We start from the raw sequence: 13,707 nt of genomic DNA, 5'->3' as shown, positions 1-13,707 counted from the left end.
CATGTTGACTGATATCGGCGTTCAAGATGAGTATGGAACACTGACCCTACCAGAGAGTTACAACGGGATAAGTTTAGAGTAATTACCAAAATACAAAATTCTGCAAAGCATCCTAAAACGGGTGCTTGATAGAGGTTTGTGTAAGTTTTGGGCGGGTGTGGTCTCGCTAAAACAGCGGGATATACAAACCGAGCCAGTTATTTATTCTAATTTATGGGGAACAAAGCATGTCACAGAATGCAACAGTAAGTATATAAGTATATCTGGATTCGATTTGGCAATAAAAATAAAGGATGAAGAAAAAACTGGTCGCATTGGTAGCGACACTCAACAGGATACGAAAAGACCAAAATTCTTCAGGTATTGGAAAATTAAAATATTCACAAAAAATGAAATTATCACTGGTTATAGCCAATACGAAGTACCATTCAATCCACGCAATGGTGACTATTTAACCGTCTATCAAAATGCCAGCGGGATTGACTCTATCACCATTCCTCTCAATCAAGTGAACAGTATCAAGTCTTATGCAGTGACTGAATAAGGAAAGGACATGGCACGCCCAACTAAATACCAAGAGGCGTATGCCGAGCAGGCACGCAAATTGTGCTTGTTGGGCTACACCGATAAGGAACTGGCTGATTTTTTCGAGGTCAGCGAGTCCACATTAAATAACTGGAAGCATGATCACCCTGAGTTTCTGGAGTCCTTAAAAAAGGGGAAACAGGTTGCTGACGGCGAGGTGGCTGCAAAGCTCTTCCATAGGGCAACGGGCTATGAGCACGCAGAGGATGATATTAGGGTGGTTGAGGGTAAGATTGTGATTACGCCTACTGTTAAACATTACCCACCCGACACCACCGCCGCAATATTCTGGCTCAAGAACCGGCAGAAGGATAACTGGCGGGATAAGATTGATCATGGCGTCGAGGGTGCTGTTGATGTCCATGTCCTTCCACCACTGAAAAAACTCTTTGATGATGAGCAATGACACAAATCAACCCTGTTTTTCGACCCTTTATCAGCCCGGCACGCTATAAGATTGCTTATGGGGGGCGAGGGAGTGGTAAATCATGGTCAATCGCCCGATTGTTGATAGAGATTGCCCGGCGTGGTGTTTATCGATTCCTTTGTGGGCGTGAATTACAGAACAGTATTGAAGACTCTGTTCTTAAGTTGCTTGAGGATACCATTTACCGTGAAGGGTATCAGAACGAGTTTGAAATACAGCGAAAATCTATTCGGCATTTGATAACGAATTCTGAATTCATGTTCTACGGCATCAAAAACAATACCACCAAAATTAAATCGCTCGAAGGGATTGATATCTGCTGGATGGAAGAGGCAGAGGCGGTAACAAAGGAAAGCTGGGATATTTTAATCCCTACCATCCGAAAGCCTAATTCTGAAATTTGGGTATCGTTTAACCCGAAGAACATTCTGGATGATACCTATCAGCGATTCATTGTTGAGCCACAAAAAGACAGCATCGCGCTTAAAGTCAATTGGTCTGAAAATCCGTGGTTTCCTGAAGTGCTTAAACAGGAAATGGAAGAGTGCAAGATACGTGATTACGATCTCTATCGGCATATATGGGAAGGTGAGCCGGTTGCTGATTCCGTACTGGCAATCATCAAGCCCGCATGGATTGAAGCGGCAGTGGATGCGCATATTAAGCTTGGGTTTGAAGCAACAGGGCGGAAGTCTGTTGGATTTGATGTGGCTGATGATGGGGAAGATGCTAATGCTACTGTTTTAAGGCATGGCTCTGTTGCGCTTGAGGTCGACGAGTGGCGAGGTCAGGATGTTATCTATAGCGCTGATAAAGCCTATGATTACGCATTCAGGAACGGTGTTGATACGGTCATCTTTGACAGTATTGGTGTAGGGGCAGGTGTTAAAGCGCAATTCAACCGCAAGGATCAACGAGTCCGGACGGTGGGGTTCAATGCGGGAGCGTCTGTCGAGAACCCCGATAGCCAATATATGCCCGGCAAAACCAATAAAGACATGTTTGCCAATCTCAAAGCCCAGCAATGGATGATAGTGGCTAACCGTTTTTATAACACTTGGCGAGCGGTTGAACACGGTGACAAGTTCCCGGTAGATCAACTAATTAGCCTATCAAAAGAAATGAAAGACCTTGCATATCTCAAGGCGGAATTATCACGCCCTCAAATTGACTATGACAACAACGGACGCGTCAAAGTCGAAAGCAAGAAAGACATGAAAAAGCGCGGCATTCCAAGCCCTAACAAAGCGGATGCGTTCATTATGGCTTTCGCCACGGTTAACGCAGGTATTCGCATCAATCCTAATGCTCTGATGGGTATCTAAATGAACTGGTTTAAATCTGATAAAAAGCAGCGCCTGTTAGAGCTGGAGCGCGAGCTAGCTATTGAAAAAGCCAAGACTGAGCAGGCTCAAAAAAAGCTGGAACAGGCAAGAGTATACGAGCGCACGTTGGAGAAGATGCTGGAGGAAGGAAAGCCTTCAGAGCAGTTAGTCAAAATTGAGCCGCCTGCCATTCATCCTGCTGTCGTTCCCGCTGGGAAAACAGCGCCGGTTGCAATGGATAGCGCCTGTAATGGCGTGTATGAATACGCAAACTTTGCCCCGCAGTTCTATACCGGCTTTATCGGCTATCCCACTCTGGCGGTGATGTCTCAGTCCAGTGACTATCGCAGTGTCCCTGAAACCACAGCCAAAGAGATGACACGGGAATGGGGGGAGGTCAAAGCGCGCAGTAGCGGAAAGGTGAATGATGGCGAGGATAAAACAGACAAGATAGCCACTATTACTGCTGAAATGGAGCGGTTAAAAATCCGTGACCTGATGAGAAAGCACATTGAGAATGAAATGATATTCGGTCGTTCTCAGTTATTTATTGATATTCAGGGGCATGAAGACAAAACCAGCTTGCCTTTGGTTATCAGTTCCACAGGGATTAAGCAAGGCACTCTTAAGGGGTTTAGTCTGGTTGAGCCTATTTGGTCAACACCGAGTCTGTATAATGCTCATGATCCGATGGCAGATGATTTTTTCAAGCCATCTCAGTGGTTCGTGTTGGGTAAAGAAGTTCATGCTGACCGGCTCATGACATTAATCATGCGGCCTGTGTCTGATATCCTAAAGCCGGCTTATAACTTCAGCGGCGTGAGTATGTTGCAGTTGATGAAGCCTTACGTGGAAAGGTGGCAGCGTACTACGGATGCTATCAGTGAGCTGATTCACTCCTTCTCGCTGACAGGACTGGCGACCAACATGCAGGGGATCTTAAACGGTGAGGATGGTGCGGATATTAAGATGAGGGCATCCATGTTCTCATTGTACCGTGATAACCGTAACCTGATGTTACTTGATAAGAATCAGGAAGAGTTTTTTCAGTTTAATACGCCACTCTCCGGGCTGGATGCCCTACAGAGACAAGCGCAGGAGCAAATGGCAGCGCCCAGTCATACGCCGCTGGTTAAATTGTTGGGTATTACTCCTAGTGGTCTGAACGCCAGTAGCGATGGTGAGATACGGGTTTATGCCGATTATATCGCCTCATTACAAAGCGCGCATTTACTGCCACAGATGACTATCATTCTGAAATTGCTTCAGCTTCACCTGTTCGGGGCTATTGATGAAGGGCTTTATTTTGAGTTCAACTCACTGCACCAATTGACCGATGAACAGCGGGCAGCGACAGAGAAATCCAAAGCGGAGATGGTGCAAATTTACCATCAGTCAGGGGTTATTGATGGCGAAGAAGCCAGGCAATATGTTGCCGCTGATGAAGATAACCCGCTGCGATTTATCGATCCGAAGAAGATAATCCCGCCACCGTTCGGAGTTCCTGATTATGGCAACCAAGACGACGCTGAGACCGATAACGCCCGGTCATAATGTCATGCCGGAAATTAAGCCAAGCACTGCCATTGAAAACCGCTACTACAACACCCTGATGGACATTATTCAGACCATTCGAAGGGAAGTGGACACGGCTCTGGTGCGTGAATTCAGGGAAAAGGCGCAGGTAGAATTGGCTCAGGATGGTATTTCGGACTGGATAGCTCACATAATTGATTATCAGATTGATAGATGGAATACCCGATTGAATACCTTATCTCAGGAGGTTGCCAAAGAGTTCGTTGATAAGACGGTGGGTAATTTCGATGTCCGGTTTGCCTCTTTGCTTCGGAAACACGGGTTTACTGTCCGAATGCAGAATAACGAACACACGCTGAACGCACTCAGAGCAGTGATGGGTGAGAATGTCGGGCTGATTAAATCTATTGGCATTGAGTATCTCGGTAAGGTTCAGCAGCACGTCTGGCAGTCTGTGACGGGCGGATACGACCTCGCTTCCCTGACCCAAAACCTACAGCATGATTTTGATGTCACACGAAATCGGGCAAAACTCATTGCCCGTGACCAGTCTGCAAAAGCCCATGCGGTTATCGAGCAGTCAAGGCGTAAAGAGCTGGGTATCACCAAGGCTATCTGGATTCATTCCCACGCTGGGAAACAGCCGAGACCGTCACATTTAACTGCTCACGGAAAGGAGTTCGACATCAATAAAGGGTTATATCTTGATGGTGAATGGGTATTGCCCGGTCAGGCAATTAACTGTCGATGTGGCAGTAAGGCGATATTACCGTTTTAAACAAAGAGGCCGCTATGCCAATGACGGATAAGCTGGCCTTTGATAGATCAATGCGCAGTAAAGATGGTAATGGGCATTTAATTGTCGAACGTACCATTCTGTCAAAGGCGGCTATTAACCCCTATAGGGGGCAGGAAATCCCGAACTATCAAGGTATGGGATTAGAACCAGAGAGGGTGTATTACTTACTGCGAGACCCTCAGGAACTGGAAAGAGCAGCAAAAACATTCAGCAAGAAACAGCTTCTCATTAAACATATCCCCGTCGATTCAGATAAACCTCAGAAAGAATACACCATCGGTGCTATCGGCTCTGACATCTCCTTTGAAGATGGCGTGCTGTATGGCGACTTATGCGTGTGGGACGGTTACGCCATTGATCTCATTGAAAGCCGGAAAATGCAGGAGCTGTCGGCTGGGTATGGCTATACACCTGATATGACCGCCGGAGAGTTCGAAGGGCAACCTTATGACGGGGTAATGAGAAACATCTACGGGAACCACGTTGCTTTAGTCGAGCGCGGTAGGATCGGGCGAGACGCAATTGTAGCAGACCATCAAACAGTCGATTTGGAGACAGAGATGAAATTGAAGAAAGGTGCGAGTCCGATTATTGCCGCACAAATCAAAAAAGCACTGGCTATGGATGCTGATTTATCAGAAGAAAGCCTGAGAGCCGTTATCACGGCAGTAACATCACAATTAGCACAGGATAGCGATCCTGATGTGATTAAGAATGCCAATGATAACGAGCAGAAGCCCGAAGGTGCAAAAGATACCGACCCTAAAGCCCCTGAAGGTGGCAGTAAACCGGAAGGTGCTAAGGATAACCATCTTGAGGAGAAAGGCGCCGAAGATAATGAGGACGATAAAGCCAAAGATGAGAAAGACAAGGACGATAAACCCGCGATGGATGCCGCTATGATTGAACAGCGTGCAGTTGAACGTGTGACTGCGCTGTTCCAAGCCCGTGAAGATGTTAAGCCGCTGGTAGGCGTGGTGGCAATGGACAGTGCTGAGCAGGTTTACGGCTACGCACTGAAGCAGAAAGGCATTGATACTACGGGTATTCATACCAGCGCGTACAAATCAATGGTCGGTATGCTACTGAGTAATCAGACATCAGCAGCAAAACCTAGTGTCGCAATGGATCATGATTCATTTGCTGATGACGCATTAACAGCTCGTTTCGGTTAAGGAGACATCATGAGCGGTTTTCAAACAAGAATGAATAACGACCTGCCAATTGGAGTAGCCGGTGATTTTGCTTCCGCCAACCCGCATTTCTCCGTAGTGGCCGGTGAAGGGCAATTCAAGGCCGGTTCTACGGGGGTTATCGTGGGTCTGTTTGCGTGGGCTGACGATAAGGGATTGGTGCTAAACACTAAAACATCTGGCTCAATCCTAGGGTTCGTTCATCGCAACAATCAGGCAATCATCGACCAGTACGGCGCTGAGGCATCAATGGTCATTCCTAAAGGGCGAGAAGTCACTCTGATGTCTGGCGGTGATTACCTCGTCAATCTGGTTGAGGGCGGAAGGCTGGGGCAGTTTATTGTCGCCGATGTCAACACAGGCGAAGCAAAAGCCGTCGATACCATTGACCCGAATGATAAAGCATTTGAGGCTACGCCTTACCGTGTAGCAAAGACGGTGACTTCTGGCCTGACTAAAATGTCCAGTTCTCTGTAAGGAAAAATCATGCCATTGAATTTAAATGCATTGGAACGACGCGCAGGTGTCGTATTTAACACAGGTTATCAGGTACAGGAACTGACTAACCAGAATCGCCATATGGCAATGGATAGCGCGATGGTGACAGCGCCAAACGCCGGTATCTTGTCACTATTTACCACCTTCATTGATCCGAAAGTCATTGATGTTTTGGTTACGCCGATGCGTATGGCGGAAGCCTTTCAGGAGGTCAAGCGGGGCGATTGGCTGACTCAAACAACCGCTTTTCCTGTCGTTGAGGCAACGGGTGAAACCTCTACCTATGGCGACTATAACAATAACGGATTGACAGGCGTTAACGTCAACTGGCCTAGTCGCCAGCCGTATCACTACCAGACTTTTGTCCGCGTGGGTGAGAGAGAAATGGAGATGGCAGGTGCGGCTAAACTGGACTGGGCCTCAGCAAAACAGCGAGCTGCTGTACTGACCCTGAATAAGTTCCAGAACAAGACGTATCTCTATGGTGTTGCTGGGTTGGAAAACTACGGTTACCTGAATGACCCCGGCTTATTGCCGAATATCGCTTCCCAATCATGGGAGAAACTGGATGGTGAAGGGGTTTATGAGTCTATCCGTAAGCTTTATCAGCAATTGGTTAAGCAAACCAGCGGCCTGATTGATCGCAATACTGCTATGAAGATGACGCTGTCACCCGAAATGGAAGTCCAGCTTACCAAAACCAACCAGTACAACGTTAACGTTTCAGACCAGTTAACAAAGAACTTCCCTAACCTGAAAGTCATCAGCATCCCTGAGATGGCAACCAGTGCGGGTGAGTTGGTGAGACTGGTTGTGGAGGAGTATGAAGGCCAGAAAACTCTGGATTTGGGCTTTACTGAGAAAATGCGCGTACATCCGATGGTACAGGAAACGTCCTCTTGGAAACAGAAGCGCTCACAGGGTACTTTCGGGGCGGTGGTCTATCGTCCACAGTTTATCGCTTCGATGCTGGTGTCCTGAGTCTCGTTATCATTTTCAGCCGCCTGCGGGCGGTTTTTTATTTCAAAGGTGAAATATGTCTACGGTAGTTATCGCGTGTAAATTGGCGAATGGCCTCTATCTGGAAGTGGGTGAGCAGCAGGTCATCATTAATGGCTTTGCCCGCAATGTGGTTGATGAACATGGCTTCGGACTGACTTACGGTGTTGATGCGGAACTCTGGAAAGCGTGGCTGACTGAAAATCAAGGTCGAGATCTAGTGGTCAATGGCCTGATTTTTGCCCATGAGCAGGAAGCCAGTACGAAAGCCGAAGCCAAAGAGAAGCAGAAAACCAAATCCGGCACTGAGCGCATTCAGCCTGAGCAGGTGAAAGAGGTTGAGCCAGCATCTTAAGGGGGCAATATGGGCAGAATGTCACAGATAGCCTATCTAAACCAGCAGGCAAAAAATAATGCTGATGATGGTGTCGTCAGCCTGGATATTCCCAAATGGCGGAAAATCTACCCTGGCATTCAGGCCACTGATGAGCAGTTGGATATGTATTTCGTGGAAGCTGCCATGCTGTTAAACAACACGAAGTCCAGTTGTGTCAAGAACCTGAAAGAGCGTGAGATGTTGCTTTACCTACTGATGGCGCATATGGCTACGCTGCAAAATACCCTTGATGCAGGCAATAGTGCCGTTGGCAGGGCATCCAGTGCGACCGAAGGCAGTGTATCTGTCTCTTTGGATTACGGCACGACATCCGATGCGGAGAAATGGTATACCCAAACTCCCTACGGGGCGAAATATTGGCAACTTACCGCACGTTACCGCTCATTCCTCTATGTCATAGGTCAGATGCCCATTCGTGTCAGGAGGTGATATGACCAATAAGTTAAGTGAATCCTTACAGAAAGTGTTGGGTAAATATCTGGAAAGTAGCAACCTTGAGCTAAAGGCCGGGATTTTCGAATCGGCAACGTATTCTGATGGTACACCTGTTGCCACGGTAGGTTATCTCAATGAGTACGGTGCGTCGATTAACGTGCCTGAAAAGACGACCACAATCTACCGCAAAATGAATCCAGACGGCGCTTTCGCCAGTAAAGGGCGCTTTGTTAAAGCCTCAAAATCCAATTTCGCCACGGATCACTCTGTTCCAGCGCATACCATCAATATTCCCCCTCGTCCGTTCTTTAGAACCGTTTTGGCGAATGGCAAGCAAGAATGGTCTGGTGTACTGGCAAAAGACATTAAACGCGATGGCGGTGATGTCAAACAGGCTATGTCCCGGTTGGGTGAGCGAATTGTGGATGAATTGCAATCATCTGTATTGTCATGGGCGGAGCCGCCTAATAGCCCATCCACAGTAGCGAAGAAAGGCTTTAATCATCCGTTGGTGGATACAAGCCAATTGTCACGCTCATTCGGCTATGAGGTGAATGATGATTGATGTCAGGGGCATTGCCAATCACCTCATTACCACCGTTAACCCGAATATCAGTGCTGTTTTGTTGGAAAATAAGGGATACAAGACGACTGACTCCGGTAAGCAAGCCCTCGAATACATCGAGCATGACATCACCGTACAGCTTCAAAGCCTCAGTACGCAGGATTTAGAGCATTTGGGCGTAATTAACCAGCAAGGTCAGTACATCTATGCTTATGCCCGGGGGCAAATCTCCGCCATCCGGCGCACCAAACAGAAAGGCTCTGACCGGATGAAATTCGCCGCTTACGGAGAAGATGAAGTCTCTGAGTGGAATGTCACCAAGGTGATTGAATCTTACCCGACATGGGTCAAGGTGCTGCTATGGCGACAATAACAGTCACGCATGACGATATCTTTACGGGGGTTCGAAAGTACCTTATTGCCCTGTTTTCGTGTGAGGTGATGCAGGGGTATCAGAATGACGTGCCAGTGCCTAAAAGCGGTATTGTGATGCACGTTCTGTTTGAGCGCGATATTGACTATACCGCTAATTACTACCATCACGAGGCCTCAACCATCACAGCACAGCGTTCTGTCGAGCTGTCCATGCAGTTGGATTTTTACGGCGAGGAGGCTGACTCACGGGCAAGGGTAGTCGCTAACCTCTGGCAGTCCAGTTATACCACGGCTCGGCTCGAAAAATGCCAGCCCCTCTACAGTGAGGCACCGCGAAAAATGGTGCTGGTCAACGAAGCGAACCAGTATGAAAACCGCGTGATGCTTGAAGTGAAACTGCAATACAACCCTGAAATCACTTATTCAGTGGATAACACTGATGCATTCTCTCTCGATCTCAACTCTATTTAAGGAATATCCATGAACACTATTCCGGCAAGTGACATTGTCAGTGTCCTGCCCGGTGTCGTTGGCACGGGCGGAAATCCTCTGGCACTGAACGCGCTGTTTATTACCAAACAAACGCCTAATGCGATGTTGGGCGTGAAAGCCTTTGGCGATGCTGAACAGGTCGCTGATATCTTTGGTACAAAATCTAAAGAGCATGAAGCGGCGCAGGTGTATTTTGCGGGCTTTGTCGGCTCCACAGCCCAGCCTGAAACACTGTATATCGCTTCCATGATGACCAGTGACCAACCCGCTAAGCTGGTAGGCAGCAAAATGCCCGTCCGTAACTTTAACCACGTTCCGCAAGGGCTGGCGCTGGAGATTGACGGGAAACGTCAGGTGGTCACTATTACGTCTGACAATATCAAGTCTTATTCTGCACTGGCAGAAGCGGTCTCAGCCTCACTTGCGAAAGCCGGTATCTGCAAATATGACTCTGGCAGTCGCACCTTCTCCATTGAGGGCGCAAAGAAAGGCAGCGACGGTACGATTGGATTCGGCTCCGGGGATTTAGCCGATTACATGGGCCTGAGCGAAGACACAGGCGCACAGAAAAACGACGGTATTAATGCCGATACCATTGAAGAACTGCTGCCCCGTATTACCAAAGAAACCAGCAATTTTGTCTCGGTAATGGCACTTGGTAATTTCAGTACGGACGAGAAAATAGCGATTGCTAAATGGGTGACATTACAAGGTGATCGTTATCTCCATGTATTGTACTCCGACAGCAGTGAGAAAGTCGTACTGGAAGTTATCTCTAACACCATTATCGAATCGGATATAGGCGGCACGTACCTGATGTTTGGCGACCACACGCACGGCGCTTTTGTCTGTGGTTATCCGGCCTGCCTGAGCTTTGATGAGCTGAACGGACGGACTAACTTTGCTTTCCGTCGTCAGGAAGGACTGAAACCCTCTGTCAATGACAAAGCACTGGCGGATGAGTTACTGCGCCTGAAATTCAATTTCTATGGAGCTTACGGTACGGCGAATGACCGCTTTATCTTTGCCTATCCGGGATCAATATCCGGTAAGTTCAAGTGGTTGGACAGCTACGTTAATCAGATCTATCTGAACAGCCAGTTGCAGCTTGCGCTCATGACCATGCTGGCGAACTTCAAAAGCATTCCCTACAACGATAACGGCGCAGCTATTCACCGTGCGGCTATCAAAGACCCGATTGACCAGATGCTGAACTTTGGTGCTATCCAACGCGGGATTGCATTGTCAGAGCAGCAGAAAAAGCAGATTAACAATGAGGCGGGCTTTGATGCCGCGACCCAAATCAAAACCGAGGGCTGGTGCTTGCGCATTGGTGAAGCGACTGCGCAGACACGCGGACTTCGCCGCTCTTTGCCGTTGAAGCTCTGGTATGCCGACGGTGGCAGTGTACAGCAGGTCACGCTTCCCTCTATCAATGTTCAGTAAGGAGTAAACCATTATGCCAATGGGACATAATCCCCTCACGATCACCTCCGCCAATGCGGTGTTGATGTTGCGGTGTCAGGGTATTTATGACGATTACGTCACGATTCAGGGCTTTCAGGCGGATAACGCATGGGAATTCGGTGAAGTGACTATCGGGGAAACCCGGTTAGGGGTCGATGGTAAACAGTCTATCGGCTACATTCCCCATGAAACGCCGTGGACACTGTATCTGGAGGCAAACAGTCCCTCGACACAGGTACTGGAAAATATCCGCAAGGATTTCAACAGTAATATGGAATCACGCTATATCGATATCATCATTGAGATGCCTTCCATCAAAAAACGCTACACAGGAACGGGAGGCTTAATCAGCCTGACCGGAGGTGCGAGTGGAAAAAAACTACTGGACGGCACTAGCTACAAATTCAACATGGTCACCAACGGCGCAGAGGAAATCGCATAATGTCACTGTTAAACTCCAAGACCATTACCATAGAATCAGGCCGTGATGCAGGTAAGACCTTTGTAATTACGGAAATGCCGATAGTCAAAGCCGATGACTGGGCCATGCGTGCCCTGTTTACCATTGCTAATGGCGGTGTTGATATTGGTGATATCCGGCCTGAAATGGGCATGATGGCAATGGCGCATGTGGCAATCAAGGCACTGGCGAACATCCGGGCGGAAGATGGTATTCCGCTACTGAATGAATTGCTGGACTGTGTGCAAATTGTCCCGTCTGGCGGTAATGCCCGTGCCATTGAATTTAATGCCGATATCCGGGATGTGAAAACGCTGTTTTTGTTGCGTAAGGAAGCACTGGCTATCCATATCGATTTTTTCACACAAGGCGGTGGCTCAGACTTGAGCAGCTAAAGGCCGGGCTACCGCTGAAAGCCGGGGTACTGGCGGAGACCGTGAATGTGTCTAGCGTGGTCTTTCAGGTGGTGACCGCCGGCTATGCCAGTTACCATGAGTTAGCCACGGTCTACGGTCTTGAGGCTGCCATGAATCTGATAGAAATCGGTCAGGCCAGTGAGTATAACAAACGTCTCAAGGAAGAGATGGAAGGCAAACACCCTTAAACTCAGGCAGAAAAGCTATACTTAAAGCAGGTTATCTTGCTGTGAGGTGTCCGATGTTCAAAAAAATCGCTGCGGCTTTACTGTTATTCCCTTGTACGTTACTGGCAGACAGTGGTGTGTATACAGGGGAGGACGGTAAACTGGCTATCCGGGATGGTAACTATTTCTGTGATATGTACCCCGCTTATATCTTTAAGGATGCGCAAAATCTCAAGGGCTTTCCGTCCGGTTACTTTCCGAAAGCCATGATGAATGTCAGCACCGATAAGGACGGCAAATACATTGGTGTTGACCTGCATCCGGGTATGGCTTTTGATGCAAGGCCGTCAGGTTCATGGGGGTATATGAGCACCAGTCTGGGAACAGGTTCCAGAAGTCCGTCAGAGGTGACCTATCATGTCGCGAGGGACGACAGTAATTTCGCGTATGTGATTGGCACGGAAAAAGCCGGTGTGATAGCGGCATTAAGCAGTAGCAATGCCTTTAGCCCAGTGAATGCGGTACTGGGCAGGTGTAACCGGATGGGGGAATAAAAGCCCGTTATGGGCTTAGAGTACACTTTTTGCCATCTCAGAAAGAACTTGAGTCACTGCACCTGCATTGGCAAATAGTGTATCAACGCATTTGCCCACAACGGACTCAGCGCCTTTTTCTTTCACTAATTGCAAAAGGGTTTTCTTTTCTGACTCAGGCAAATTGGCAGACATAATAATAGTTTCAATCTGCTCAAGGGTATTTTTGTGGATTTTGATAGTAACGGCATTTAATTCACTGCCGATAGTATCCACATTGGCATAATCAAATCCTTTTGCGGTCAATGCCATAAAATCAGTGCGGAAGGTATAGTAACCATCATGGCTAAAACCCACGGCATCAGGGTTAATTAACCCAATATTCATCAAATAGCGAGTGTCGTCAGCCATTTGATCCCAGCCCAACATATCACCCAAAAGATTCAGTTTTTCATCACTGATAGGTTGTAACGGCCTGTCAGGGTTATTTAGTGCGCGAATAATCATAAGATGTCTCTCTTTCAGCGTTGCCATTTATTTTCTCTTTTTGTTCGCTGGGGTGATTAAATAATAATCGATTTTGTTGCTGGGGAGTAGCAAAACCACTGCCGTCTGAGGTGGTTAAATATGCAGACACATTAAACCAATAACGGGAGAAGAATAATGAAATTTGAAAAATTACCAGATGATGTGAGAGCCGCAGCAGTTGAAACGTATAAAACGATTGCTATTCGCGAGTCAGGTTCAGTTGATGATGAATGCAAAGAGCAACAAACAGCCAGACTGGAGAATCTGGCTGAAAGTATAGTGAGGGGTTTTTCAAAACTTTGTGATTCAGACAGTGAATATGGCAGAGTTGGGTCAAGTCAACGCGAACGCTTAAAAGTGCGCGGGATTGAAATAGTAATATCGGAGTTAGCAAAAGAAGAAGGTATTACCTTTGATCAAGCTATAAAGTTGGTCGCCAATATGATTGATATCAGGCGAGCCAACTTACCTAAAGATGGTCAAATCCCCGTAGTTTGTAATGGTTAATTA

At 47.5% G+C, this 13,707-nt stretch carries 20 protein-coding genes; 19 read left to right on the top strand and 1 reads right to left on the bottom strand.

Annotated elements, in window-relative coordinates; all coding sequences use genetic code 11:
• The first annotated feature begins 121 nt into the window (after positions 1–121).
• From Xsto_RS17270 to Xsto_RS17190, 18 genes are read left to right on the top strand one after another with little or no spacing between them, the layout of a single operon-like run.
• The gene (locus Xsto_RS17270; RefSeq protein WP_099125870.1) at positions 122–544 is read left to right on the top strand and encodes a hypothetical protein; all 423 of its coding nucleotides are present in this window, start codon (positions 122–124) and stop codon (positions 542–544) included.
• A 9-nt stretch (positions 545–553) separates the two neighbouring features.
• A complete protein-coding gene (locus Xsto_RS17265) occupies positions 554–991 on the top strand; it encodes a terminase (protein WP_099125869.1) in 438 nt (145 codons plus the stop codon).
• Positions 988–2,337 (top strand): PBSX family phage terminase large subunit, encoded by a 1,350-nt coding sequence (locus tag Xsto_RS17260; RefSeq protein ID WP_099125868.1) that lies wholly within the window; start codon positions 988–990, stop codon positions 2,335–2,337. Before Xsto_RS17265 ends, Xsto_RS17260 begins: the two co-directional genes overlap by 4 nt.
• Entirely contained in the window at positions 2,338–3,891 is a 1,554-nt protein-coding gene (locus Xsto_RS17255) for a DUF1073 domain-containing protein (RefSeq protein WP_099125867.1), read from the top strand. It abuts the gene before it with no gap.
• Positions 3,848–4,651 (top strand): phage head morphogenesis protein, encoded by an 804-nt coding sequence (locus Xsto_RS17250; protein ID WP_169926673.1) that lies wholly within the window; start codon positions 3,848–3,850, stop codon positions 4,649–4,651. Before Xsto_RS17255 ends, Xsto_RS17250 begins: the two co-directional genes overlap by 44 nt.
• Before the next feature lie 14 nt (positions 4,652–4,665).
• Complete coding sequence (locus tag Xsto_RS17245; RefSeq protein ID WP_099125866.1) at positions 4,666–5,847, top strand: DUF2213 domain-containing protein; 1,182 nt, start codon at positions 4,666–4,668, stop codon at positions 5,845–5,847.
• Positions 5,848–5,856: 9 nt separating this feature from the next.
• A complete protein-coding gene (locus tag Xsto_RS17240) occupies positions 5,857–6,342 on the top strand; it encodes a structural cement protein Gp24 (protein WP_099111583.1) in 486 nt (161 codons plus the stop codon).
• A 9-nt stretch (positions 6,343–6,351) separates the two neighbouring features.
• Complete coding sequence (locus tag Xsto_RS17235; RefSeq protein WP_211284341.1) at positions 6,352–7,344, top strand: DUF2184 domain-containing protein; 993 nt, start codon at positions 6,352–6,354, stop codon at positions 7,342–7,344.
• 55 nt (positions 7,345–7,399) lie between these two features.
• Positions 7,400–7,717, top strand: a complete 318-nt coding sequence (locus Xsto_RS17230) for a hypothetical protein (RefSeq protein ID WP_099111584.1) — start codon at positions 7,400–7,402, stop codon at positions 7,715–7,717.
• Positions 7,718–7,726: 9 nt separating this feature from the next.
• Positions 7,727–8,188, top strand: a complete 462-nt coding sequence (locus Xsto_RS17225; protein WP_206602263.1) for a DUF4054 domain-containing protein — start codon at positions 7,727–7,729, stop codon at positions 8,186–8,188.
• Between the two features lies 1 nt (position 8,189).
• Positions 8,190–8,759 carry a hypothetical protein gene (locus Xsto_RS17220; protein ID WP_099125865.1) on the top strand — a complete coding sequence of 190 codons (570 nt, stop codon included), beginning with the start codon at positions 8,190–8,192 and terminating at the stop codon, positions 8,757–8,759.
• Positions 8,752–9,132 carry a hypothetical protein gene (locus Xsto_RS17215; protein ID WP_211284340.1) on the top strand — a complete coding sequence of 127 codons (381 nt, stop codon included), beginning with the start codon at positions 8,752–8,754 and terminating at the stop codon, positions 9,130–9,132. The genes Xsto_RS17220 and Xsto_RS17215 overlap by 8 nt, the downstream gene beginning before the upstream one ends.
• Positions 9,120–9,605, top strand: a complete 486-nt coding sequence (locus Xsto_RS17210; protein WP_099125864.1) for a phage neck terminator protein — start codon at positions 9,120–9,122, stop codon at positions 9,603–9,605. The genes Xsto_RS17215 and Xsto_RS17210 overlap by 13 nt, the downstream gene beginning before the upstream one ends.
• Positions 9,606–9,614: 9 nt before the next feature.
• Positions 9,615–11,072, top strand: a complete 1,458-nt coding sequence (locus Xsto_RS17205) for a DUF3383 domain-containing protein (protein WP_099125863.1) — start codon at positions 9,615–9,617, stop codon at positions 11,070–11,072.
• A 13-nt stretch (positions 11,073–11,085) separates the two neighbouring features.
• Complete coding sequence (locus tag Xsto_RS17200; protein WP_099111588.1) at positions 11,086–11,535, top strand: phage tail fiber protein; 450 nt, start codon at positions 11,086–11,088, stop codon at positions 11,533–11,535.
• Positions 11,535–11,948 carry a hypothetical protein gene (locus Xsto_RS17195; RefSeq protein WP_099125862.1) on the top strand — a complete coding sequence of 138 codons (414 nt, stop codon included), beginning with the start codon at positions 11,535–11,537 and terminating at the stop codon, positions 11,946–11,948. The genes Xsto_RS17200 and Xsto_RS17195 overlap by 1 nt, the downstream gene beginning before the upstream one ends.
• Positions 11,949–11,995: 47 nt before the next feature.
• Positions 11,996–12,157 (top strand): hypothetical protein, encoded by a 162-nt coding sequence (locus Xsto_RS21630; RefSeq protein ID WP_169926669.1) that lies wholly within the window; start codon positions 11,996–11,998, stop codon positions 12,155–12,157.
• 53 nt (positions 12,158–12,210) lie between these two features.
• Positions 12,211–12,690, top strand: a complete 480-nt coding sequence (locus Xsto_RS17190) for a hypothetical protein (RefSeq protein WP_099125861.1) — start codon at positions 12,211–12,213, stop codon at positions 12,688–12,690.
• Between the two features lie 15 nt (positions 12,691–12,705).
• On the opposite strand, the gene Xsto_RS17185 is transcribed toward Xsto_RS17190, so the two are convergent.
• Positions 12,706–13,203, bottom strand: coding sequence for a hypothetical protein (locus Xsto_RS17185; protein WP_099125860.1), 498 nt, complete (start codon positions 13,201–13,203; stop codon positions 12,706–12,708).
• A 129-nt stretch (positions 13,204–13,332) separates the two neighbouring features.
• Between Xsto_RS17185 and Xsto_RS17180 the strand changes: the two genes are divergently transcribed.
• Positions 13,333–13,704, top strand: coding sequence for a hypothetical protein (locus Xsto_RS17180; protein ID WP_099125859.1), 372 nt, complete (start codon positions 13,333–13,335; stop codon positions 13,702–13,704).
• Positions 13,705–13,707: the final 3 nt, after the last annotated feature.

The sequence above is a fragment of the Xenorhabdus stockiae genome, assembly GCF_002632825.1.
GTDB lineage: Bacteria > Pseudomonadota > Gammaproteobacteria > Enterobacterales > Enterobacteriaceae > Xenorhabdus > Xenorhabdus stockiae.
The sequence above is the reverse complement of the archived record's forward strand: the minus strand, read 5'-3'. Positions and strand labels throughout refer to the sequence as shown.

Excerpts from the sequence above, each read along its gene's own strand:
- Xsto_RS17265 (WP_099125869.1), top strand. The coding sequence starts at position 554 with ATGGCACGCCCAACTAAATACCAAGAGGCGTATGCCGAGCAGGCACGC.
- Xsto_RS17260 (WP_099125868.1), top strand. The coding sequence starts at position 988 with ATGACACAAATCAACCCTGTTTTTCGACCCTTTATCAGCCCGGCACGC.
- Xsto_RS17255 (WP_099125867.1), top strand. The coding sequence starts at position 2,338 with ATGAACTGGTTTAAATCTGATAAAAAGCAGCGCCTGTTAGAGCTGGAG.
- Xsto_RS17250 (WP_169926673.1), top strand. The coding sequence starts at position 3,848 with ATGGCAACCAAGACGACGCTGAGACCGATAACGCCCGGTCATAATGTC.
- Xsto_RS17245 (WP_099125866.1), top strand. The coding sequence starts at position 4,666 with ATGCCAATGACGGATAAGCTGGCCTTTGATAGATCAATGCGCAGTAAA.
- Xsto_RS17240 (WP_099111583.1), top strand. The coding sequence starts at position 5,857 with ATGAGCGGTTTTCAAACAAGAATGAATAACGACCTGCCAATTGGAGTA.
- Xsto_RS17235 (WP_211284341.1), top strand. The coding sequence starts at position 6,352 with ATGCCATTGAATTTAAATGCATTGGAACGACGCGCAGGTGTCGTATTT.
- Xsto_RS17230 (WP_099111584.1), top strand. The coding sequence starts at position 7,400 with ATGTCTACGGTAGTTATCGCGTGTAAATTGGCGAATGGCCTCTATCTG.
- Xsto_RS17225 (WP_206602263.1), top strand. The coding sequence starts at position 7,727 with ATGGGCAGAATGTCACAGATAGCCTATCTAAACCAGCAGGCAAAAAAT.
- Xsto_RS17220 (WP_099125865.1), top strand. The coding sequence starts at position 8,190 with ATGACCAATAAGTTAAGTGAATCCTTACAGAAAGTGTTGGGTAAATAT.
- Xsto_RS17215 (WP_211284340.1), top strand. The coding sequence starts at position 8,752 with ATGATTGATGTCAGGGGCATTGCCAATCACCTCATTACCACCGTTAAC.
- Xsto_RS17210 (WP_099125864.1), top strand. The coding sequence starts at position 9,120 with ATGGCGACAATAACAGTCACGCATGACGATATCTTTACGGGGGTTCGA.
- Xsto_RS17205 (WP_099125863.1), top strand. The coding sequence starts at position 9,615 with ATGAACACTATTCCGGCAAGTGACATTGTCAGTGTCCTGCCCGGTGTC.
- Xsto_RS17200 (WP_099111588.1), top strand. The coding sequence starts at position 11,086 with ATGCCAATGGGACATAATCCCCTCACGATCACCTCCGCCAATGCGGTG.
- Xsto_RS17195 (WP_099125862.1), top strand. The coding sequence starts at position 11,535 with ATGTCACTGTTAAACTCCAAGACCATTACCATAGAATCAGGCCGTGAT.
- Xsto_RS17190 (WP_099125861.1), top strand. The coding sequence starts at position 12,211 with ATGTTCAAAAAAATCGCTGCGGCTTTACTGTTATTCCCTTGTACGTTA.
- Xsto_RS17185 (WP_099125860.1), bottom strand. The coding sequence starts at position 13,203 with ATGGCAACGCTGAAAGAGAGACATCTTATGATTATTCGCGCACTAAAT.
- Xsto_RS17180 (WP_099125859.1), top strand. The coding sequence starts at position 13,333 with ATGAAATTTGAAAAATTACCAGATGATGTGAGAGCCGCAGCAGTTGAA.